Source organism: Bacillus sp. PK6-026, assembly GCF_054161455.1.
The window spans coordinates 3,253,982-3,276,268 of record NZ_CP096418.1 but is presented as its reverse complement, the minus strand read 5'-3'; the positions used below and the strand labels follow the sequence as shown (position 1 = coordinate 3,276,268).

Here is a 22,287-nt window from a genome sequence, read left to right as displayed (position 1 = left end):
TTGACCTGAAAACTTATCGGTAAAGTATGATATAATACAAAAAGACCGATTAGAGGGGAGAGAGGAACCATGCCTTCAGTTGAAAGTTTTGAACTTGACCATAATGCAGTAAAAGCGCCTTACGTCAGACACTGCGGCGTCCATAAAGTGGGATCGGACGGCGTCGTCAACAAGTTTGATATCCGTTTTTGCCAGCCGAATAAGCAGGCGATGAAACCTGATACAATTCATACTTTGGAGCATCTTCTTGCATTTACGATCCGCACGTATGCGGAAAAATATGACCACTTTGATATTATCGACATTTCGCCGATGGGCTGCCAAACAGGCTATTACCTGGTGGTGAGCGGTGAACCGAAAGTGGAAGAAATCGTTGATTTGCTTGAGGATACGTTCAAAGAAGCCGTTGAAGTGACTGAAATTCCGGCGGCTAACGAAAAACAGTGCGGCCAGGCAAAGCTTCACGATCTAGAGGGCGCAAAGCGCATGATGCGTTTTTGGCTTTCGCAAAATAAAGAAGATCTGCTCAAAGTGTTTGGATAAAACGTTTGAAAAAAACCGGCTCAGAAAAGAGCCGGTTTTCATTTTTTGTTCACAAAGAAAATAATGCCATATATCCCTGAACTTTGCTACACTTTATATTGTAATACATATCATAGAAAAAGGGTGATAGGATGCGTTTGGGAAAATGGTTTATTCTCTTATGTTTAGCAGTCGGTCTTTCAGCCTGCAGCCAGGGGGACAAGCAGGCGGCATCGGATGAGGAGCCCAAAGTGCTGACGGCAAAACTGGCGGCTCCAGAAGCGGCGGCCAAAAATGAAAAGGCTGTCATAAAAGCGACCGTGAGCTATGGGGACGAGCCTGTTGCAGATGCCGATGATGTGGAGTTTGAATGCTGGAAGGCCGGGAGCAAGGAAGATAGCGAGCTAATCAAAGCGAAGAATGAAGGAAAAGGCGTATACAGCATTGAAAAAGCGTTTCCTGAAGATGGCCATTACAAAGTTCAAGTCCATGTCACGGCGAAAAAACAGCATACAATGCCGGTTGCAGACATTAAGGTAGGGAAAGCAACGGATGTGACTGAAGAAGATGAAAAAGAAGAAGCCCACCATCACTGATGAGGCTGTTCTTCTTCCCGCGACGGAAGGGGATCGACTTCATGCTTGTAGTCATAAGCTTTTGATGTTGTGACAAGCGATACGGCCAGAACGGCGCCTGTAATCAGAATTCCTACAATAATCCAAAAGAGGATCATCACTTACCTCCGAATAGCTTTTTCCAACAGTTTACCATATCAGGCAAAGAAAATCATGATAAAGAGTAAAAGAAATGTTTCCTGCACAAGCTAAACGGGTAAATCAAAAGTAAACGAAAAGGAGGACGACCTTATGTCTGAAAAATTGAAAGCAACCGTCAACAAACAAGTCGCAAACTGGACCGTTCTATATGTAAAGCTACATAATTATCATTGGTATGTGAAAGGGAAAGATTTCTTTACGCTGCATGAAAAATTTGAGGAACTTTACACAGAAGCTGCAGAGCATATCGATGATTTGGCTGAACGCCTTTTGGCTATACAGGGCTCCCCGGTCGGAACGATGAAGGAATGCCTGGAAATGTCCGCGATTAAAGAAGCGGACGGAAGCGAGTCTGCTGAACAAATGGTGCAAAATATTTATAATGACTTTTTAACGGTGGCTGAGGAGCTGAAAAGCGGAATGGAGCTTGCCGATGAAGTCAATGATGAAACGACGGGAGACATGCTGCTCGCGATTCATCAATCGATCGAAAAACACAACTGGATGCTGAAAGCCTACTTAGGGTAAGAATAGCTCGGGCAATGCCTGAGCTTTTTTTATTTTCGTTCTTTTTAAAGCCTTTTTTAAAAATTGTCAAACAATTCATCCAAGCCTTTCAAAGTCTTTTTTCATAGGATAAGCTATGAAAAGTCTTTTTTGAAAGGATGTTGAAGCATATGTTTAAGGACTTAAGCATCTTTTCGCTCTTTACAATCGGTTTATCAGCCATCGGATTTTTGTTTGGCCGAATCGAATATTTATTTATGATCTTAATAACGCTCATGGGAATTGAATTTGTCAGCAAAAGCTTGAACGAATGTGTGGAAGATCGCTTTACAATGAAGAGGCTGTTTACAAGGCTGGCGAAAAAATTGGTGACGCTCTTTCTTATATCCGTTGCCCACCTTTTTGATCAGATGCTGCAAACAGGCAGTTCGATCCGCGATTTTTCTATTATGTTTTATATTTTATATGAAGCGTTTCAAATCATAAGCACGGCTCATTCGTTAGGAATCCCCGTGCCGCAGATGTTATTGGATATTTTAAATACCATAAAGGAAAAACTCCGGGGAAAGCCGTAACATTTTAACATAACTGGTCATACTAACACGAAAAAGGATGATTGGCCTTGGAAAAAAGGACATACTATGTTTCGGTGCAAGATGGAATGATTTCACAGAGCTCAGACGCTTCCCCGTGGGAATTTCAAATTTCAGCGACAGATGATGACATCATTATATTAAGGGAATATTTTGATCAGCTGTATTCAGAAGACTGGATAAACTTTTTCAGAGCTCACGTGCCGGCAGTCGAATACCATTATGACAGTGCAAATGACAAAATGGACGAACTGCGCAAAGACATTTACTCGATGCTTTACCGTCTGGGCAATGAAGAAACCAAGTCGTTTATCAGTGAAAACGGCCTTGCCGAACTCAATTCAGCAGATTAAACGAAGCACCATCAAGCACGGAGTTACCCAGCCTTGCCGCCTTCTCACTCAGAAATGGACACTGAAGTTCCCGAGGGAACGATAAAATTACTGAGCTGAACTGGACAAAAACTCTACCGAAAGAACCAATATATGATATGATGAGTGGAAGAAGCAAGGAAACGGATAAGAGGGATTAGGATGTACGAATTTAAAGATTTTTACCGTAATACGGTTCAGCTTTCTTTTGAAAAGGAACCTTTTTCAAAAGAACCAAAGCATGTATGGGTGATCTGCCGTTACGAAGATCAATGGCTGTTGACAAATCATAAAGACAGGGGCCGTGAATTCCCAGGCGGCAAAGTCGAACCAAGCGAAAATGCTGAGGAAGCGGCTTTGCGGGAAGTAAAGGAAGAAACAGGCGCTGTCGTAAGAAAGCTGACCTATCTCGGACAATATAAAGTTCTTGGCAGAGAGAAAGTGATCGTCAAAAATATTTATTTTGCCGATATCGAAAAGATCGAAAAACAGCAGACATACTATGAGACAAATGGCCCTGTTTTGCTGAAGAGCCTCCCGAAAGATATCGCTAAAAACAGAAATTACAGTTTTATAATGAAAGATTCCGTCCTGACGATCAGTCTTGAAAAGCTGAAAAAGGTCGGCATCATCAAATAAAAAGCCCTGCATTTGCAGGGTTTTTTCATGTTATACTCTGCCTTTCATCCACTTTCTTTCCAACAGCTCGACACCCTGATACATCAATGTTGCAAAGACGGCGATGATCAGGAGGCTCAGCATGACGAGGTTGAAATTAAAGACTTGAAAGCCGTAGATGATCATATAGCCGAGGCCTTGAGCAGACACTAAAAATTCTCCTACGATGACGCCGACCCAGCTTAAGCCGACATTGACCTTCAGTGTAGATATGATTGTCGGAATGGAAGCGGGCAGAATGACTTCTTTGAAAATCTCGCGTTTCGTTGCACCGAATGTTTTCATGACTTTTAAATAGTTTTCATCGATTTCTTGAAAGGACGTGTAGACGACGATTGTCGTAATGATAACGCTGATGATGGCGCCCATTGCAATAATACTCGTCAAGCTGGGGCCGATCGCCACGATGAGAATGGGGCCTAGCGCCACTTTCGGCATCGCATTTAAGACGACAAGATACGGATCCAATATTTTGGAGAGCCTCGGGAACCACCATAGGAGGGCGGCCAGAAAAGTTCCAAGCAATGTTCCGGCCAGAAAGCCGAGGATGGTTTCAAATACGGTGACACCGATATGCCCCGGCAATGATCCGTCTCCCATCTTTTCGAGGAAAAGCGCCCAGACGGCTGAAGGAGAGCTGAAGATCAGCGGATCGATCCACGCCAGACGGCTTGCGGTTTCCCACAGTGAAAAGAAAACGATGAAAATCACGATTTGATAAAAGCGGACCCGCCTTTTTTCGGCTTGCTGCTCCTTTAAAAAATCCTCATGAAGGAAGTCAATTTTTGATTTCAGATGTTTGTTATTCAAGGTCATTGAGCTCCTTCCATATGTTCTGAAAGAGGGGCTGAAATTCCGGTTCCTGTCTCGCTTCAAACGGTGTCAGCTTCCTGATCGCTTCAGGAACGGCAAATGTTTTATGGATGGTGCCCGGCTGCTTTGAAAATAGCAATATCCGATCGCTCATCGCGATCGCTTCACCGATATCATGAGTCACGAGCACCGCTGTTTTTTGATACGTCTTTAACGTGTTGAACACCAAATCTTCGAGGTTTAGTTTTGTCTGATAGTCAAGGGCTGAAAAAGGTTCATCAAGCAGGAGGATATCGGGGTCGACAGCGAGTGTGCGGGCAAGCGCCGCCCTTTGTCTCATACCGCCTGAGAGCTCTTTTGGATACTTTTTTTCAACCTCGTAAAGCCCGAATTTTTTCAGCAGGCCGAGAGCGGTCTCCTTTGTTTCCGGTCCGAATTTTTTGGAAATATGCAAACCGATTAAGACGTTTTCCTCAATGGTTTTCCAGGGAAATAAATAATCCTGCTGGAGCATATAACCGATGTGCCGATCCTCTTCGTCAGGCGTGCGCCCTTCCACCAAGATGCGTCCTTCCGTGGGGGAAACGATGCCGGCGATGATCGATAAAAGTGTTGTTTTGCCGCATCCGCTTGGGCCGAGAAACGAAACAAATTCGCCCTTTTCGACTTCAATGCTGACGTTTTCCAGCGCTGCTGTTTTTTCCTTTAATGAAAAGTAAGTATGTGTGACATCCTGAACTTGCAAAAAAGACACTGCGGCCACCTCCTAGTGATTTTTTGTGACCTTTTCGGCGATCTTTGTATTGACCAGCTCTTGATGAGGGGTGCGCTTCGGCAGCTCGCCGGCTTCATCCATGATGGTTTGAAGCTGGTTCCATTCTTTTTCAGCCAAAACAGGCTCAAGGGCAAAAGACCGTTGTTGTTTATACCGTTCGATTGAAGATTCAATGATTGAAAGCTCGGTATCTTTAAAATAATCTTGAATGCTTTCGGCAGCTTCTTTTGCAGAGTGCGTCTCTACCCACTGCTGCGCTTTGTAAACCGCGCGGGTGAACTTTTCGACCGCTTCTTCGTTTTTTGTTAAGTAGCTTTGTTTAGCCATGAATGTCGTATATGGAATTCGGCCCGATTCTTTTCCGAAGGAGGCGACAATGCGGCCGATGCCTTCTCTTTCAAAAATGGAGGCCTGGGGTTCAAATAATTGAACATAATCGCCTGTACCAGATGCAAAGCTGTTTGCGATATTCGCGAAATCAATCGTTTGGATCAGGTCCACATCCTTTTTGGGATCAATGCCTTTCTGTTTCAGGACAAATTCGCCCGCCATCTGCGGCATTCCGCCTTTGCGCTGGCCAAGGAACGTTTTGTTTTTCAAATCATCCCAGCTGAAATGCCCCGCATCGTTCCTGGCGACGAGGAATGTTCCGTCCGTCTGGGTAAGCTGTGCAAAATTAATCACCGGATCGCTTGCGCCCTGGGCATTCACGTATATTGACGTTTCCGAGCCGACAAGCGCAATATCGGCACCGTTTGACAGAAGGGCAGTCATCGTTTTATCTCCACCCCATGTCGTTTTCAGTTCAACATCAAGGCCTTCTTCTTTAAACAAACCTTCAGACAAGGCGATATATAAAGGCGTATAGAAAACGGAACGGGTCACTTCCGCGAGACGGATCTTTTCGGGCTTTTGACCGCCGCATGAAGCGAGGATAAACAGCATCATAATGAAGGATAATATGGTAAAAAAGAAACGCTTCAAACCGATTTCCCTCCTTTGATTTCGGTTATTTTCGGCATAAAATAGTTTATGTTATATACTAAACAGGTGTGAGGGGCAGCTGCGGATTAAAAAAGAGGTGACGTGACGAATGTGGTTAGAAAAAAGAAGGTTTCCATCGCCGAACAAAAAGGTGCGTCTGTTTTCCGTCACATACCTTTCACAAGGACTCAAGGTTAAGGGGCTCTTGGCGGAACCGGCCGCTCCCGGACATTATGACGGATTTTTGTATTTGCGCGGCGGAATTAAAAACGTCGGGATGGTCAGACCGGGCCGAATCGTCCAGTTCGCTTCACAGGGCTTTGTCGTTCTTGCTCCGTTTTACAGAGGCAATCAAGGAGGAGAAGGCGATGAAGACTTTGCGGGTGATGACCGGGAAGATGCTTTTGCCGCTTTTCGTCTTCTGCAGAAGCATGACCTGGTAAAAGATGGACGCGTACACATTTTTGGCTTTTCCCGCGGCGGGATCATGGGTATCTTAACGGCAATCGAAATGAAAGAAGCTGCAGCTTCGTTTGTGTCTTGGGGCGGTGTCAGCGATATGGTTATGACCTATCGCGAACGCAAAGATTTGCGGCGGATGATGAAGCGGGTCATCGGCGGGACGCCTGAAAAGGTTCCTGAAGCGTACGAATGGAGGACGCCTTTTGACGAGCTGGAGAAGATCGAAGCGCCCGTGCTTTTGATCCACGGAGCAAACGATGAAAATGTCTCCATCGAGCATGCGCGGCGTCTAGAACGCGAACTTCTGCAAAGAAACAAGTCTGTGGATACGTGGTATTTCAGTCGATATACCCACTATTTTCCTCCGCGGGAAAATAGGCGGATTGTAAGAGAATTGTCTCAATGGATGAAAAGCCGGCCTTGGACAAGTTATGGTAAACTAAAAGAAAAGAGAAAAGGAGGGGGACTTTAGGTGGGAATGCCAGTTGAATTTAATACAATGATTGTGACAAAAGGAAAAGAAACACGGGTTGAGGAAAATGTGTTTACACTTGAAAAAGAAGGTTATCGGGTTTACCCTCTTCATGTGCCGCTTGAAGTCAGAAAGACTAAGCGGGGCGACATTACCGGCACCGCGCAGGCGGAGCGCCTTGAATGGTCAGACGGACGGACTCATTTAACATACAGGCTCGTATCATTAAATTCGACGAATTAAAAAAAGCCAAGGCGCGGATAGCGTCCTTGGCTTTTCTGTATTATGCAGGCACATCTTCCTCTTTTCCGATTCCTTTTTTGGAAGTCAGCCTGTGAATCAGCATGGTGAGAGCGCCGTCTCCTGTCACGTTCGTTGCTGTACCCAAGCTGTCCTGAGCAAGGTAAAGTGCGATCATCAATGATACGCTGGTTTCATTAAAGCCGAGCATCGACTGCAGCAGTCCGGCCGCGGCCATAACGGCACCCCCCGGGGCACCGGGCGCTGCGACCATTGTGACGCCAAGCATTAAAATGAACGGCATCATGATCGAAAAAGTCGGTGTTTGACCGTTTAGAATCATTACGCCCATTGCACAGCTCGTCAGTGTAATCGTGCTACCTGACAAATGAATATTGGCCAGGAGCGGAACGGCGAAGTCAGCCACTTTTTGGCTTGCTCCCGTTTTTCTGACTTGTCTCAACGTGACGGGAATCGTTGCCGCTGACGATTGTGTGCCGAGCGCAGTGAAGTATGCCGGCGCCACGATTTTCAACAGCGACAGCGGATTTCTGCCGTTTGCAGCGCCCGCAACGGAGTACTGAATCAAAAGTATGACGAGGTGAAGCACGATAATCATCACGAAAACTTTAGCAAATACGGATAAGATTGTCTGCACCTGACCGCCGAACGTCATATTGGTGAAAATACCGAAAATATGAACAGGCAGTAACGGAATAATAATATATGATATCAGCTTTTCAACGATCGTTTGAAATTCATCGAATGCGTTTTTTAATGTTTTTCCGGGCAGATAAGCAATTCCGATTCCCATGATGAAAGCAAAAATCAGTGCGCTCATCACGCTCATAAACGGCGTCATTTCAATGGTGAAAAATCCTGCTTGCAAAACTTCTTCCGGATTTTTAAATTCCTGCAGCTGATGGCCGGAAATGATCGCGGGGAGAAGATTTGATCCGACAAGGTACGCCAGGAGGCCGGCAAAAATGGTTGACGTGTAGGCGATACCTGCTGTAATGCCAAGGATTTTTCCGGCGCCGCGGCCGATTTGTCCGATGCCGGGAATAATAAAAGCGATAATAATAAAAGGAATGACGAATTTAATGAAGTTTCCAAAAATATCATTGAAAGTAGCGGCTGTTTTGACAAACCAAAGCGGAGCAAAGCTTCCGACGATAACACCAAGAACAATTGCCGTCATAATTCTCGGCAGTAATCCAAATTTCATAGATGTGTCCTCCTGATATATACAAATGTTTTTATCATATTATCATATGAAAGATTTCTTTTGTTAAAAATAAAAAAAGTCTGTATTTTCAAATAATAACAGCCGCGAATTGGAAGCGTTTTATCACAGGCCGTGCTTGATTGTCGTTTTAATCATTGTCCAGAAAATGGCATCGGCCGCTGACAGGCGAAGCGGATTTTTAATAAACTGCAGCAGCGCAGAATACCTGCGCTGCTGCAAGCGGGTTGAGTTATACGAGCGGTCCTCCGGCTTTTTCAATGTTTTCGGTATTAGAGAATTTTTTGAAATTCTTTTTGAATGCATTCGCCAAGTGGATCGCTTTTTCCTCGTATTCGTTTTCATCTGTCCAAGTTTTAGCCGGGTCAAGCACTTGATCAGGCACACCCGGAACATGGACCGGTGAATGAAGTCCGAAAATGCGGTCAGTCTTCATTTCGGCGTTATCCAGTTCTCCTTCTATCGCAGCCTGAACCATCGCTCTCGTATAAGCGAGGCTCATTCTTTCCCCTGTTCCGTATCCGCCGCCGGTCCAGCCTGTATTGACGAGAAAGACGCTGACGCCGTGTTCATCGATTTTTCTTCCGAGCATTTCAGCGTACACATGTGCAGGGAGCGGAAGGAACGGGGAACCGAAGCAGGTCGAGAATGTGGCTTCAGGAGCGGTGATCCCGCGTTCGGTGCCGGCGAGCTTGCTTGTATATCCGCTCAGGAAATGATACATGGCTTGTTCTTTCGTTAACTTGCTGATCGGAGGAAGCACGCCGAAAGCATCTGCCGTCAGAAATACAATGGTCTGCGGGTGTGCTGCGATGCTCGGCTTGACGATGTTGTCAATCGCATCAATCGGGTAAGCCGCTCTCGTGTTTTCCGTATAGAATGCGTCGGAATAGTCCGGCTCCCCGGTTTTGCCGTCAACCACGACATTTTCAAGAACGGAACCGAAGCGGATCGCATTGTAAATCTGCGGTTCTTTTTCTTTGCTTAAGTTAATGCACTTGGCGTAGCAGCCTCCTTCAATGTTGAAAACGCCTGTGCTGGACCAGCCGTGTTCGTCGTCACCGATCAGCTTCCGTTTCGGATCGGCGGAAAGCGTCGTTTTGCCTGTGCCTGACAATCCGAAGAAGAGAGCTGTTCCGCCTTCCTCGCCAATGTTTGCCGAACAGTGCATCGGTAAAATGTTTTGTTCAGGAAGAAGATAATTCATAATAGAAAAAATCGATTTTTTCATCTCGCCGGCATATTCGGTGCCTCCGATTAAAATCGTACGCTTTTCAAACGACACGATGATAAATGTTTCAGATCTGGTCCCGTCAATGAGCGGATCGGCTTTGAAATGCGGAGCGGAAAGAATCGTAAACGGCTGTTCTTCAGGTTTTTTATCATGTTCTTCAGGTCTGATGAACAACTGTCTTGCAAACAGGTTGTGCCAGGCGAACTCGTTGACAACTGTAATCGGAAGCCGGTATTTTTCGTCTGCTCCTGCAAACCCTTCAAATACATACAATTCATCGCGTTCCTTTAAATAGCTGAGCACTTTTGTGTACAGCCGGTCAAAGGCGGCTTCTGAAATCGGCTGGTTTACTGCGCCCCAATCGATTTTGTCCTTTGTGCTCGCTTCTTCCACAATGAATTTGTCTTTTGGCGAGCGGCCGGTGTATGTACCGGTTGTAGCCCGCACGGCTCCGGAAGATGTTAAGACTCCTTCTTTGCGTTCAAGGACTTTTTCAACCAAAAGGGGAACGGACAAGTTCAGCTGAACGTTTTCGCCCATTAATAACGTTTGTAAGTCAGTTGTTAAATCTACAGAATTCATAAAAAACCTTCCTTTGCGTGTTTTTTAATGTGTATAACATTAATGTAGAATTAGTATAACACATTTACTCTTATAGTCTATACCGTTTCTTCATTTTTCGTTCGGGTTTTTTCTCGAAAGACAAGTTTAAATTTATTGCGGCCGATATTGACATAACAAGCCATTTTAAGATAAGATATTTCATTGAGCGGATACTCTTATCCCGAGCTGGTGGAGGGACAGGCCCAATGAAACCCAGCAACCGGTTTCTCTTATTAATGGAAAAAAACAGTTTCTGAGACAACTACGGTGCTAACCTGATGCAAGGTGTTCAATACCTTGAGCGATAAGAGTGAAAGGCACGCAATACCAGACCCTTTCCTCAGCGAATAGGAAAAGGTTTTTTTATTGCATAAATCGAGATCCAAAAATTGCTAAAAAAACTGCCTTCAGGAGGAAGGTACTCGGCGTTTTTCACAGGACGTGAAAGGTTTTAGCCGAGTATCAAGCAGGAGGAAGGTACTGGGCGTTTTTCACAGGACGTGAAAGGTCTAGCCGGGCAGCCAGTCAGGAAAAATTCTATTAAGAGGAATTTTGACTTAGAATCTCGTCAAGAATAGCATATGGAAATTGTTTCAAAACGAGAGCGTATGAAGCCCGAGTATCGTCATATAATCAAGAGGGACGAGATCCGTATCATACTTAAGATCACGGCTGATCTTCATATACAGGAGGAAACATAAATGAGCAAAAACCGTCGGTTATTTACATCAGAGTCAGTTACGGAGGGACATCCGGACAAAATTTGCGACCAGATTTCGGATAGTATATTAGACGAAATTTTAAAGAAAGATCCGAATGCCCGCGTTGCCTGTGAAACATCTGTGACAACCGGATTGGTGCTGGTAAGCGGTGAAATCACGACGTCCACTTACGTCGATATTCCGAAAACAGTCCGCGAAACGATTAAAGAAATTGGCTACACACGTGCAAAATACGGTTTTGATGCCGAAACTTGCGCGGTCTTAACGTCTATAGATGAACAGTCGCCAGATATTGCAATGGGAGTCGACCAGGCGCTTGAAGCGCGTGAAGGAGCAATGAGCGACGCTGAAATTGAAGCGATCGGAGCCGGAGACCAAGGTTTAATGTTCGGTTTTGCCTGCAACGAAACAAAGGAACTTATGCCTCTGCCGATTTCGCTTGCTCATAAATTGTCTCGCCGTTTGACAGAAGTCCGCAAAGAGGAAATTCTGCCGTATCTTCGTCCGGACGGAAAGACACAGGTAACTGTTGAGTATGATGAGAACAACAAGCCGATTCGCATCGATACAATTGTCATTTCGACTCAGCATCACCCTGAGATTTCGCTTGAACAAATTCAGCGCAATCTGAAAGAGCACGTCATCAACCCGGTAGTGCCAAAAGAGCTGATCGATGAAAACACGAAGTACTTCATTAATCCTACGGGCCGTTTTGTTATCGGAGGACCGCAGGGGGATGCCGGTTTAACAGGACGCAAAATCATCGTTGACACCTATGGCGGATATGCCCGTCACGGCGGCGGAGCGTTTTCCGGTAAGGATGCGACAAAGGTTGATAGATCTGCAGCTTATGCTGCGAGATATGTAGCGAAAAATATCGTCGCCGCAGGCCTTGCTGATTCCTGTGAAGTGCAGCTTGCCTACGCGATCGGTGTCGCACAGCCGGTATCCATTTCAATCGATACATTCGGTACAGGCAAAGCCAGTGAAGAAACATTGATCGAAGTGGTTCGCAAAAACTTTGATCTAAGACCTGCCGGCATTATTAAAATGCTCGATCTTCGCCGTCCGATTTACAAACAAACGGCAGCTTACGGACATTTCGGCCGCCTCGACCTCGATCTGCCTTGGGAGCGCACAGACAAAGCAGATCAGCTGAAGAAAGATGCATTAGGAGAATAACAACCGCATAGCCGCTTTCATAAGCGGCTTTGTTTTTCGATGGCAAAAAGCGGGCGGATGTGAAACGTTTTTCTTTAAACACTTGTCTAATCAAGAAGCAGACTTTGATTTCTGCACGAAATTTAAAAAATCGGAGGCAATACTATGTGTGGATTTGTAGGGGTATTCAATCATCGCCCATCATCCGAGACAGCAGCCCAGGAAGAACTGATTAAACAAATGAATGAAATGATTGTACACCGCGGTCCGGACGATGATGGGTACTATCATGATGAGCATGTAGGCTTCGGATTTAGAAGGCTCAGCATCATCGATGTGGAAAACGGAGGACAGCCTCTGTCTTATGAAGATGATTCCTATTGGATTATTTTTAATGGAGAAATCTATAACTATATAGAACTGAAAGACGAACTTATTTCAAAAGGATACGAGTTCAAAACCGATTCAGATACGGAAGTTTTGCTTGCGACTTACCGCCACTACAAACAGGAAGCTGCTTCCAAGCTGCGCGGAATGTTTGCTTTTTTAATCTGGGATAAAAAAGAACAGCTCCTATACGGAGCGCGCGATCCGTTCGGCATTAAGCCGCTCTATTTTACGAAAACGGACGGCCATGTTTATTTTGCGTCAGAAAGAAAGAGCCTGATGGCTGTTGATGCCGATTTGGAATTGAATGAAAAAGCGCTTCAGCAGTATACGTCATTCCAATTTGTACCAGAGCCTGAGACGCTTGACAAAAAGGTGCAAAAAGTAGAACCGGGCCATCAGTTTACTGTCCGCCCGGGCGAGGATATTCAATTTAAAACATACTGGAAAGTTCAATTCAAGCCTGTTCAGACCGAAGAAGACAAGCTTGTTCAGGAAGTAAGAGACGCGATCTTTGATTCCGTAAAAGTCCATATGCGAAGCGATGTACCTGTAGGTTCCTTCCTTTCCGGAGGCATCGACTCTTCTTTTATCGTGTCGGTAGCAAAGCAATTTCATCCCAACTTAAAAACGTTCTCTGTCGGCTTTGAACATGAAGGCTTCAGCGAAGTTGATGTTGCGAAAGAAACCGCTGATAGGGTCGGCGTGGAGAACTTCAGCGCGATCATTTCCCCTGAAGAATATATGAACGAGCTTCCAAAGATCGTCTGGCATCTGGATGATCCGTTGGCAGACCCTGCTGCAATTCCTTTGTATTTTGTCGCGAAGGAAGCGAAGAAGCAAGTTACGGTTGTTTTGTCCGGAGAAGGAGCAGATGAGTTGTTCGGCGGTTACAATATTTACCGGGAGCCGCTTTCATTAAAGCCGTTTGAACGAATTCCGTCCCCGCTGAAAAAGATGCTTCTGCACGTAGCTTCAGCGATGCCGGAAGGAATGAAAGGGAAAAGCTTTTTAATGAGGGGCTGTACACCTCTTGAAGAGAGATATATCGGCAACGCAAAGATTTTTGAAGAAGGCATGAAATCAAAACTTCTTCGCCAGTATGACAGCAACCTCTCTTACTGTGACGTGACAAAGCCATATTTTGAAGAAAGCAAGTCCTACAGCGAAATTAACAAAATGCAGTATGTCGATATCCACACATGGATGCGCGGTGACATTTTGCTGAAAGCCGACAAAATGACGATGGCCAATTCACTGGAACTCCGCGTTCCGTTTTTGGACAAAGTCGTATTTGAAGCGGCTTCCAAAATTCCGGAAGAGCTGAAAACGAAAAACGGCACGACAAAATATCTGCTTAGAAAAGCGGCGGAAGGCATCGTTCCAGATCATGTCTTAAACCGCAAAAAGCTAGGGTTCCCTGTGCCGATCCGCCACTGGCTGAAAAACGAAATGCATGACTGGGCCGTGAACATCATTAAAGAGAGCGAGACAGACGCATATATCCATAAAGATTACGTGCTTCAGCTTCTTGAAGACCACTGCGCCAACAAAGCGGATAACAGCCGCAAAATCTGGACGGTTCTCATCTTTATGATCTGGCACAGCATTTTCGTTGAAAAGCGCTTTGTACCGGAAGAACTGAACCATCAGCCAAAAGAAGTCATTATCGTTTAAGTCAAAAAAGAAGGTTTTCGTTAATCGAAAACCTTCTTTTTTTATGCCGGTTTTTCAGCTGATAAATCTGCTAGCACACGTTCACATTCGGAGAAGAGATTGTCAAAAATCACTTCCCACGACTGGGTAAGGGCATAGCTTCTCGCATCGTATGACATCCGTTTTTTTAACGGCACATTGGAGAGGACGCGCAATATATTTTCGGTGAATGCATCCGGATTTCCAGGTTCGGAAAGAAAACCGTTTCTTCCGTTTTGTATAAAGTCTTTCAGGCCGCCGGAATCTGCCCCGATAACAGGCGTCCCGCAGGCGAGCGCTTCAAGCGCGGAATTTCCGAAGGTTTCCGTCGGAGAAGGAAAGACGAACAAATCTGAGCTTGCATAAATGCTTGCCAGCTCTTCTCCTTTGACATAGCCGGCAAAAGTCATATTGAGGGGAGCCCGCTTCTCAAGCTCTTTTTTTAACGGGCCGTCTCCCGCGATCAGCCAGTGGACGCCATCTTTCAAATTGGGGTGACTTGCGATCTTGAGCAGCGTCTCCAAATCTTTCTCAGGTGCAAGCCTTCCGACATAGCTGAGGATATAGGTTTCCTTTATGCCGTATCGCTTGCGGATGTGTTCGGTTTGATGCGCCGGACTGAACAGCGAGCAGTCCACGCCGCGCTTCCAGATGGAGAGGTTCCTGAATTGTTTGGCTTTGAGCTGCATAAACGTTTCGCGCGAAGGGACAAAAATTTTTCGAAAATCTTTATGAAACCAGTGCATATATTTCCATAATAGTTTGGAAAACATTTGAAGATCATAATATGAAAGGTACTGGTCAAAATCGGTATGGTAAGAGCCTACGACAGGGATGTTCCATTTCTTCGCAAGCTTGAGCCCTGCCAGGCCGATATTAAAAGGAGTCGCGATGTGAATGAGATCGGGATTGAATTCGCGGAGTTCTGATTTCATTTTGATGAGATTAGGAAGAGCGATTCTGCACTCGGGGTATAAGAAGAACGGCATGCTCGTAAAACGGCGGATGCGGCTCGAAAATTGTGTTTCATGCGTGCTTTCCGGCGCAAATACTTTATAGGACATCCCGTTTTTTTCAAGATAATCCGTATACCTTTTCAGCGTTCTGGCGCATCCGTTCACATCCGGTGTAAAAGTGTCCGTAAATATCGCAATTTTCATCGTTTCCCCTCCTGTTTGTGATGTGAAAAATCAGTGACGCTTTGGAAGAAACGGCCGGCTTAGAAAACCATCGCCGACAAAGTTCCGACTGATATCCCGAGGGCCGTCCCTGCCAGAACATCCGAAGGATAATGAAGACCGAGATAAATTCTGGAGAGTCCCACACTGATGCCTACCGGAATTAATAAAAGCGCGAGTATCGGAAAGAATATCATTAGCGGTGTAATGACGGAAAATGCCGCGGTCGTATGGCCGGATGGAAAAGAATGATCCTTGAGCGGATTTTGCAAAACCTGTGTTTCCTTTAGCGTTAAATACGGCCGCTTTCTTGGATACAGCTTTTTGATCAGCATGACTTGAAGGTGGCTGACCAAAAGTGCAATGGCGCTGGCGATCCCCGCTGTACGAACACTTCCGGATCCGAACAGCAAGAGAGACAGGCAAGCGGAAATCGTGCAGAATGCCCCTCCCAGATGTGTTGAGGAACGAAAGTAACGGTTTAGTGCTTTTTGGTGAAATAAGCTGTTCATACCGAGGAAGACCCGGCATTCAAAGTTGTAGATGCCGACCATCAGTTTATTCAAATGTCATAACCCCCTTTACATGAATGGCTGCTTCATGTTTATTGTAAAAAATGAATGTTTAGCAAATGATAAGTATTTGTAAAGATTTCGGAAAAGAAAAAAGCCGCAGACGCGTGCGGCCGAAAAGGTTATTGCTTAAATTATCGGTGGAAAAATGGTAAAGTTGTAGCAAAGCTAATCTTTTTTTTGCAAGGATTTGTAGTATTGTCCTTTTTCAATATATTCTTTGCGAATTCTTTCCATTTCCTGTTTATCCTTGTCGGTTAACGGGCGGATGACTTTAGCGGGCCTGCCGAATGCGAGGTGCCCGGCCGGGATCTTTTTGCCAGGCGGGACAAGACTGCCTGCCCCGATAAAAGCGCCTTCCCCGACTTCCGCTTCGTCAAGAATAACCGACCCCATTCCGATAAGGGCATGCTTTCGTATCACGGAGCTGTGCAGTGTAACCTGATGGCCTACCGTCACACCGTCTTCAATCACAAGAGGGCGCTCAGGGCTTTGGTGCAGGCAGGAAAGGTCTTGAATGTTCACGCCTTTTCCGATCCTGACCGGGGCGACATCGCCGCGGATAACCGAAGAGAACCAGATGCTTGATTGCTCTCCGATTGTTACATCTCCGGTGATGACCGCGTTGTCGGCGATAAACGCCGTTTCATGAATAACAGGTTCCGTTTTTTTATAAGGGTAGATCATTGGTTTCATCCTTTCATTTATAAAATTGTGTGAGGTGGTCAGCATGTGGTGCATGGAAGCGGAAAGACCTGTTGCTTCAATCGTCATCATTCACGGTGCATGTGAGCATCACGGGCGGTATAAATGGCTGTCCGAAATGTGGCGTTCATCCGGGTTTAATGTCGTCATGGGGGATTTGCCCGGACAGGGAACTTCGACAAGAGAAAGAGGACATATACGCTCGTTTCAAGAATATATTGATGAAGTGGACAAATGGGTCGCCAGGGCGAAAGCATTTGAACTGCCTGTATTTATGCTCGGGCACAGCATGGGCGGCCTGATCGCGATCGAGTGGTTTAAGCAGCAGCAAAGCGGCATTGCCGGTCTCATTTTATCATCCCCTTGTCTCGGGCTGCAATTAAAGCCGAACAAATTTTTGGACTGGATTTCCAAAGGGCTCAACGTTTTGGCTCCGTCCATGCGGTTTGAATCCGGGATCACGCCTGATAAAGCGACGAGAAACAAAGAAGTCATCGAAATGGACATCAACGATTCATTATATATCACAAAAGTTTCTGTCAGATGGTATCAAGAAATGTTAAAAGCGTTGAAAAGCGCGATGGAGCCGACGGACGCCTTTCTCAACATCCCGCTCTTTGTCATGCAGGCGGGCACAGACTGGCTTGTCGACAAAAAAATGGTCGTCAAGTGGTTTAACGAGCTTGCTTCTCACAATAAGACGTACAGGGAATGGGAGGGCTTATACCACGAAATTTTTAATGAGCCTGAGCGGGAAGACGTTTTTAAAGCGGCCACAGCGTTTGTGGAACAGTATATGACATAATGGAGGTGCATTCTTTGGCAGTACCGGAGCATCCTTTTGGATTAATGGCTAAAGTATACAGAGAAGTTTTTCCCCTTGTTCATCAGGAGTTGGACAAGTGGAAACGAAAAGCTGAAACGATTCAAAATCCCGAGCTGAAAACGCAGGCGAAAGCCAGCATCAGGGATAAAACCTTTCACTGTGAAGGCGGCGGCATTATGGCCCTCCTTTCAGGCGATAAAATCGAGCAGTCGATCCGGTTTATTACGGCGTATCAGACGATAAGCGACTATCTCGACAATCTATGCGACCGGAGCACCTCGCTTGACCCGGATGATTTTTCCATGCTTCATCAGTCAATGAAAGACGCGCTGACCGTCGGGGCTGAATTGAAGAACTATTACCGGTTCAGGGAAGACCAGGATGATCAAGGCTATTTGCACGACTTAGTGAAAACGTGCCAAGACGTGCTTGCGGAAATTGAGAACTATGATCTGATCAAGCAGCACCTGCTTGAGCTTTGCAGCTATTACTGCGATCTGCAAGTTCATAAACACGTTGTGGAGCATGAGCGTGTCCCCCGGCTCGAAGCGTGGTTTGAGAATTATAGATCGGCCTTGCCGAAAATGGAATGGTACGAGTTCTCAGCCTGTGCGGGTTCAACGCTCGGCATCTTCTGCCTCGTATCGTATTCCGTCCGTTCCGATTTTACTGAATCGATGGCCGGAAAGATCCGCGACAGCTATTTTCCGTACATACAGGGACTGCACATCCTGCTCGATTATTTAATTGACCAGGAGGAAGACTTAATCGGCGGAGATTTGAATTTCTGCACGTATTACCCATCACATTCAGATATGATGGAAAGGCTCGAATATTTCATCGAAATGGCGGATGAACATTTGCGCGGGATTCCGCACGAAAACTTTCACCGTTTGATCAACAGAGGTCTTCTGGGTGTTTATTTATCAGACGATAAGGTCGCGGGTCAAAAGGAAATCGGCCGGCTGGCGAAGCGCCTTATTAAAGCGAGCGGAAAAACTTCCTACTTCTTCTATATCAACGGAAGGGCCTACCGCAAAATTCAAAAAATGCCGTGGATGAAAAGCTCGTAAAGAAAAGCTCAAACCGTTCATCGGCTTGAGCTTTTGCTGTTTACAAGCTTTCCATCCGGTATTGTTTTTCAAGTACAAAACGCTTATTATACCGGAAGCTTTTTTCCCATTTTGAAACAACGATGCAGGCGACAGCATGACCCGGCACGTTCACGCCTGTTCGCGCCATGTCCATCACGCGGTCCACTCCCGCGATAATCGCGACTCCTTCAGCGGGAAGGCCGACTGCGTTGGCGGTAGCCAGAAGGACGACGAGCGAGCCAGATGGAACGGCGGCGATCCCTTTGCTTGTCATCACTAGCACGAGCATCATGAGCAATTGCTGTGAAATGCTCATGTCTATATTGAAAGCCTGCGCCAAAAAGATACAAGCGACAGATAAATATAGGCTGGAGCCGTCACAATTCAGCGATAAGCCTGAAGGAACCACAAAGGAAACGACCCGTTTTGGGCAGCCGTATTTCTCCATGCGGTCCATCAGCTGCGGCAAGACTGTTTCTGTGCTCGTAGTGGAGAACGCGATCAGAAACAAATCCCAAATCATTTTCAGGACTTCGAAGTATTTAATTTTAAAAATAAGACCGACAATCGGAAATAAAACAAAAAGAACGAGAAACAGTCCGAGAAAAACAGTGCCGACTAATTTTAACATAGGAAGCAGGAGTTCGATGCCGTATTGCCCGACGGATGCGGCCATAAGAGCAAGCACGCCGATAGGGGCTGTAACCATAACCATCTGCGTCAGTTTGAACATGATATTGGCAACAGACTCAAAAAATTTCATGACAGGCTCTGAGGCTTTGCCGATCCCGGCAGCTGCGACGCCGAACAATATCGCAAAGAAGATCACGGCAAGCAAATCATTTCTGGCCATGACGTCAACGATGTTGGTAGGAATAATATCGAGGATCATTTGTTTAAGATCGACCACTTTTTCCGTGTAGCCTGAGAGCTCGCCGATATCTTTTTTGGCCAAATGGGAGAGGTCAAGGCCGACGCCGGGCTTTAGCACATTAGCCAAAAGCAGCCCGAGTCCGAGCACGAACGTCGTAATCACTTCAAACCAAATAATCGTCTTGATGCCGAGACTGCCCATTTTTTTCATGCTTCCGCTTCCGGCCGCTCCGATGACGATTGTAGAAAAAACGATCGGAACGACGATCATTTTAATCAAGCGGATAAATCCGTCTCCGACGGGGCGCAGCGCCATTCCGAAATCAGGGAAAAAGTGTCCGATCACTGCTCCAATGGCGAGTGCGATCAAAATTTGATAAGCGATAAATTTTTTCAAAGCGAAATCCCTCCGTATTTTACATGAGTTTTCAATAATTTCGTGACAAAGAGTGAAACACCTTTTCTTTTTAGAAAATTGCGAAAAATTTCTTATATTTTATTTTGATATCGCTTACATTATGTTTGGATGAAAAAAATCCTCCTAATGGAGGATTTTCAAGATATCATTTTTGAGCCGCTATTTTCTTTTCAATCGCAATGATAAAAGGCGGATCGTTTCGCTGGTTTAAATATTGGTAACAGAGGGCGCGGGCAGTATCTTGGTCGAGTGATGTGCAAAATTCGAGCAGGGCGTCCTTTTCCCGCTTTCCTTCGGGATGGCCATGGTAGACGACCAGAACGATCAGCCCCTCATTTTTCAGGATTTTGAGAAGCTGCTTGATGCTGGCGATGGTTGAATCGCTTTTTGTCGTCACCGATTTGTCGCTTCCCGGAAGATACCCGAGGTTAAACACAGCTGCTGCCACCTTGCCTGAGATGTCGTCAGGAAGCGAAGTGATGAGCTCATCATGGCTTTTTTGAATCAATGTCACCCGGTCTTTGTACTCGTTTCCAAGTCTTTCGGCAGTATTCATAAGAGCTGTTTCTTGAATATCAAAGGCATAGACATGTCCGTTTTCACCGACAAGTTCTGCTAAAAAATACGTATCATGTCCGTTTCCCATTGTCGCATCAATGACGATGTCTCCTTCGCCTGCGGCTGTTTTCAGCAGTTCTTTCGCATACGGGAGGATCTTCTTGAGCTTCATGTGGCGATGCCTTCTTTCTCTTTGTTGAACCATTTCCCCTGATAGCTGCCGCGCCTTTCCAGTTCTCCATTGATGGCATTTAAGACTTCCCATTTATTGACGCTCCACATCGGTCCGACCATCAATTCGATCGGTCCGTCACCCGTAATCCGGTGAATGATCATTTCCGGCGGAAGAATTTCAAGCTGATCGCAAACAAGCTGGACATAATCATCTTGCGAAAGGAACGTTAATTTTCCTTTTTCATACTGCTTCACCATTGGCGTTCCCTTTAACAGGTGAAGCAGATGGATTTTAATCCCCTGCACATCCAAATCGGCGACCGCTTTTGCGGTTTCCATCATCATGCCGCGGTCTTCGAGAGGCAGCCCGTTAATGATGTGAGAGCAGACGCGGATACCGTGTTTCCTCAGCTTGTTCACGCCTTCTACATAGCAGTCGAAATCATGGGCACGGTTGATCAAATCAGCCGTCCGTTCATGAACGGTTTGAAGGCCGAGTTCCACCCAGAGGTATGTTCGTTCATTAAGCTCGGCAAGATATTCGACAACATCGTCAGGAAGACAGTCCGGCCGGGTTGCGATTGAAAGGCCGACTACGCCGTCGAGGCCGAGGACCGTTTCGTATTTTTCGCGAAGAACGCTGACAGGAGCGTGCGTATTCGTAAATGCTTGAAAGTACGCCATGTATTTGCCGTCTTTCCATTTTTCATGCATTCTGTCGCGGACTTCATTAAATTGGGTCAGCAGATCGTCGGCTCGGTTTCCCGCAAAGTCTCCGCTCCCTGCGGCGCTGCAAAATGTGCATCCGCCGTGTGCGACCGTGCCGTCGCGATTCGGGCAGTCAAAGCCTCCGTCAAGGGCGACTTTAAACACTTTATGACCGAAATGATTTCGTAAATGATAATTCCATGTATGATATCGTTTTTCACTGTTCGTATATGGAAAAGGGTTGTTTTGATGCAAACAAAAGGACCTCCTTTTAGTATTACGCATCCTAAAATTGTAGCAAATAAACACGATAAGAACAAACCGATTCCCAATTATTTTCTTCAATGATCACGGCTGTGATGGTCAAACTAATCACGATGGATTTTTCCATTAAGGAGGGGTTTTCTTTGGCTACAAGACAATCCGTCGGAGAGCACATCCAAAGAAGCGAAGATGCTTATGATTATGCTTTATCTCAATTTGAAACTGCAAGCAGGCAGGAACATTACAATGAGACAGAGTACAGCGATGCGCAGCTGATGCTTGAAAACGCGGTCAATGAATTAAACAAGCTTTCGCTGTTTGCCAATGAGCAACAAAGGGAGGAAATTCACCGCAAAAGGCTTCAGCTGCAAACCCTTCAAAACAATATGATTCTGCAGAGATCGTATGAAAGATGAACCCTTTTTGAAAGGGTTCATTTTTTTGAAAAAAGTGATTGACAAAAAAGGACGATGTATTTAATGTATTAGGTGTACTATATCGAGTAATACAATTAACACACACATGTAAAGGAGTAATACTCATGAGTGATAAACATAAAAAAATAACGCCGATGGTGGTCGTGGCGTTTATCATTGCCTGTTCGTTCTTGTTTGTTCTTGCGAAGCTGGGCTATATAATTCAAGAAAATTTGGGATACGTGTTTTTTTAAAAGTGA

At 45.6% G+C, this 22,287-nt stretch carries 26 protein-coding genes and 1 riboswitch; of the genes, 14 read left to right on the top strand and 12 right to left on the bottom strand.

The features are described from left to right. Positions 1-69: 69 nt before the first annotated feature. Together M1D59_RS16645 and M1D59_RS16640 are read left to right on the top strand one after the other, a co-directional pair. Complete coding sequence (locus M1D59_RS16645; RefSeq protein WP_020452682.1) at positions 70-543, top strand: S-ribosylhomocysteine lyase; 474 nt, start codon at positions 70-72, stop codon at positions 541-543. A 131-nt stretch (positions 544-674) separates the two neighbouring features. Next, positions 675-1,118, top strand: a complete 444-nt coding sequence (locus M1D59_RS16640; RefSeq protein ID WP_026579028.1) for a FixH family protein — start codon at positions 675-677, stop codon at positions 1,116-1,118. Here M1D59_RS16640 and ytzI read toward each other — a convergent pair. Further along, positions 1,112-1,255: a YtzI protein gene (ytzI, locus tag M1D59_RS16635; protein ID WP_020452680.1), complete on the bottom strand. Its 144-nt coding sequence runs from the start codon at positions 1,253-1,255 to the stop codon at positions 1,112-1,114. The genes M1D59_RS16640 and ytzI overlap by 7 nt on opposite strands. 133 nt (positions 1,256-1,388) lie before the next feature. Here ytzI and M1D59_RS16630 point away from each other — a divergent pair, with 133 nt between their 5' ends. The 4 genes from M1D59_RS16630 (at position 1,389) to ytkD (ending at position 3,408) form a co-directional block, all read left to right on the top strand. Next, entirely contained in the window at positions 1,389-1,826 is a 438-nt protein-coding gene (locus M1D59_RS16630) for a Dps family protein (RefSeq protein ID WP_003184609.1), read from the top strand. A 149-nt stretch (positions 1,827-1,975) separates the two neighbouring features. Then, a complete protein-coding gene (locus M1D59_RS16625) occupies positions 1,976-2,380 on the top strand; it encodes a phage holin family protein (protein WP_020452679.1) in 405 nt (134 codons plus the stop codon). 47 nt (positions 2,381-2,427) lie between these two features. Beyond that, entirely contained in the window at positions 2,428-2,751 is a 324-nt protein-coding gene (locus tag M1D59_RS16620; protein WP_020452678.1) for a hypothetical protein, read from the top strand. A gap of 180 nt (positions 2,752-2,931) precedes the next feature. Next, complete coding sequence (ytkD, locus tag M1D59_RS16615) at positions 2,932-3,408, top strand: RNA deprotection pyrophosphohydrolase (protein ID WP_458117540.1); 477 nt, start codon at positions 2,932-2,934, stop codon at positions 3,406-3,408. 30 nt (positions 3,409-3,438) lie between these two features. Here ytkD and M1D59_RS16610 read toward each other — a convergent pair whose 3' ends face one another. The 3 genes from M1D59_RS16610 to M1D59_RS16600 are packed head-to-tail and all read right to left on the bottom strand — an operon-like array spanning position 3,439 to position 5,983. Further along, entirely contained in the window at positions 3,439-4,263 is an 825-nt protein-coding gene (locus M1D59_RS16610) for an ABC transporter permease (RefSeq protein WP_031304951.1), read from the bottom strand. Then, on the bottom strand, positions 4,250-5,014 hold the full coding sequence (locus M1D59_RS16605) for an ABC transporter ATP-binding protein (protein WP_020452675.1): 765 nt from the start codon (positions 5,012-5,014) through the stop codon (positions 4,250-4,252). Before M1D59_RS16605 ends, M1D59_RS16610 begins: the two co-directional genes overlap by 14 nt. A gap of 12 nt (positions 5,015-5,026) precedes the next feature. After that, positions 5,027-5,983 carry an ABC transporter substrate-binding protein gene (locus M1D59_RS16600; protein ID WP_229029934.1) on the bottom strand — a complete coding sequence of 319 codons (957 nt, stop codon included), beginning with the start codon at positions 5,981-5,983 and terminating at the stop codon, positions 5,027-5,029. A 145-nt stretch (positions 5,984-6,128) separates the two neighbouring features. On the opposite strand from M1D59_RS16600, the gene M1D59_RS16595 reads away from it, so the two are divergent. Then, entirely contained in the window at positions 6,129-6,953 is an 825-nt protein-coding gene (locus tag M1D59_RS16595) for an alpha/beta hydrolase family protein (protein WP_020452673.1), read from the top strand. Beyond that, positions 6,954-7,196, top strand: a complete 243-nt coding sequence (locus M1D59_RS16590) for a DUF2584 domain-containing protein (protein WP_009329422.1) — start codon at positions 6,954-6,956, stop codon at positions 7,194-7,196. Positions 7,197-7,236: 40 nt separating this feature from the next. On the opposite strand, the gene M1D59_RS16585 is transcribed toward M1D59_RS16590, so the two are convergent. Both M1D59_RS16585 and pckA read right to left on the bottom strand, forming a co-directional pair. Then, the gene (locus tag M1D59_RS16585; protein ID WP_020452671.1) at positions 7,237-8,421 is read right to left on the bottom strand and encodes a dicarboxylate/amino acid:cation symporter; all 1,185 of its coding nucleotides are present in this window, start codon (positions 8,419-8,421) and stop codon (positions 7,237-7,239) included. A gap of 250 nt (positions 8,422-8,671) precedes the next feature. Next, positions 8,672-10,255 carry a phosphoenolpyruvate carboxykinase (ATP) gene (pckA, locus tag M1D59_RS16580; RefSeq protein WP_025810968.1) on the bottom strand — a complete coding sequence of 528 codons (1,584 nt, stop codon included), beginning with the start codon at positions 10,253-10,255 and terminating at the stop codon, positions 8,672-8,674. Between the two features lie 194 nt (positions 10,256-10,449). Beyond that, positions 10,450-10,587, top strand: a riboswitch (SAM riboswitch). A 390-nt stretch (positions 10,588-10,977) separates the two neighbouring features. On the opposite strand from pckA, the gene metK reads away from it, so the two are divergent. Then, on the top strand, positions 10,978-12,180 hold the full coding sequence (gene metK, locus M1D59_RS16575) for a methionine adenosyltransferase (RefSeq protein WP_003184586.1): 1,203 nt from the start codon (positions 10,978-10,980) through the stop codon (positions 12,178-12,180). A gap of 144 nt (positions 12,181-12,324) precedes the next feature. Beyond that, complete coding sequence (gene asnB / locus M1D59_RS16570) at positions 12,325-14,223, top strand: asparagine synthase (glutamine-hydrolyzing) (protein ID WP_023855828.1); 1,899 nt, start codon at positions 12,325-12,327, stop codon at positions 14,221-14,223. A 41-nt stretch (positions 14,224-14,264) separates the two neighbouring features. Here asnB and M1D59_RS16565 read toward each other — a convergent pair whose 3' ends face one another. The 3 genes from M1D59_RS16565 to M1D59_RS16555 form a co-directional block, all read right to left on the bottom strand. After that, entirely contained in the window at positions 14,265-15,401 is a 1,137-nt protein-coding gene (locus M1D59_RS16565; protein ID WP_023855829.1) for a glycosyltransferase family 4 protein, read from the bottom strand. Between the two features lie 59 nt (positions 15,402-15,460). Further along, the gene (locus M1D59_RS16560; RefSeq protein ID WP_043054442.1) at positions 15,461-15,985 is read right to left on the bottom strand and encodes a phosphatase PAP2 family protein; all 525 of its coding nucleotides are present in this window, start codon (positions 15,983-15,985) and stop codon (positions 15,461-15,463) included. Between the two features lie 174 nt (positions 15,986-16,159). After that, positions 16,160-16,678: a gamma carbonic anhydrase gene (locus M1D59_RS16555; protein WP_020452666.1), complete on the bottom strand. Its 519-nt coding sequence runs from the start codon at positions 16,676-16,678 to the stop codon at positions 16,160-16,162. A 43-nt stretch (positions 16,679-16,721) separates the two neighbouring features. On the opposite strand from M1D59_RS16555, the gene M1D59_RS16550 reads away from it, so the two are divergent. Continuing rightward, the gene (locus M1D59_RS16550; protein ID WP_458117539.1) at positions 16,722-17,501 is read left to right on the top strand and encodes an alpha/beta hydrolase; all 780 of its coding nucleotides are present in this window, start codon (positions 16,722-16,724) and stop codon (positions 17,499-17,501) included. Between the two features lie 14 nt (positions 17,502-17,515). After that, on the top strand, positions 17,516-18,595 hold the full coding sequence (locus M1D59_RS16545) for a tetraprenyl-beta-curcumene synthase family protein (protein ID WP_020452664.1): 1,080 nt from the start codon (positions 17,516-17,518) through the stop codon (positions 18,593-18,595). A gap of 40 nt (positions 18,596-18,635) precedes the next feature. Here the strand turns inward: M1D59_RS16545 and gltP are convergent, their stop codons facing one another. From gltP to M1D59_RS16530, 3 genes are all read right to left on the bottom strand, one after another. Further along, entirely contained in the window at positions 18,636-19,886 is a 1,251-nt protein-coding gene (gene gltP / locus M1D59_RS16540) for a glutamate-aspartate/proton symporter GltP (RefSeq protein ID WP_023855832.1), read from the bottom strand. Between the two features lie 166 nt (positions 19,887-20,052). Next, positions 20,053-20,637, bottom strand: coding sequence for a class I SAM-dependent methyltransferase (locus tag M1D59_RS16535; RefSeq protein WP_043054441.1), 585 nt, complete (start codon positions 20,635-20,637; stop codon positions 20,053-20,055). Continuing rightward, on the bottom strand, positions 20,634-21,602 hold the full coding sequence (locus M1D59_RS16530; RefSeq protein ID WP_075212784.1) for a TIGR01212 family radical SAM protein: 969 nt from the start codon (positions 21,600-21,602) through the stop codon (positions 20,634-20,636). Before M1D59_RS16530 ends, M1D59_RS16535 begins: the two co-directional genes overlap by 4 nt. A gap of 152 nt (positions 21,603-21,754) precedes the next feature. Here M1D59_RS16530 and M1D59_RS16525 point away from each other — a divergent pair, with 152 nt between their 5' ends. Together M1D59_RS16525 and M1D59_RS16520 are read left to right on the top strand one after the other, a co-directional pair. Next, complete coding sequence (locus tag M1D59_RS16525; protein ID WP_003184568.1) at positions 21,755-22,027, top strand: YtzC family protein; 273 nt, start codon at positions 21,755-21,757, stop codon at positions 22,025-22,027. Between the two features lie 125 nt (positions 22,028-22,152). Then, complete coding sequence (locus M1D59_RS16520; protein ID WP_458117538.1) at positions 22,153-22,281, top strand: hypothetical protein; 129 nt, start codon at positions 22,153-22,155, stop codon at positions 22,279-22,281. Positions 22,282-22,287: the final 6 nt, after the last annotated feature.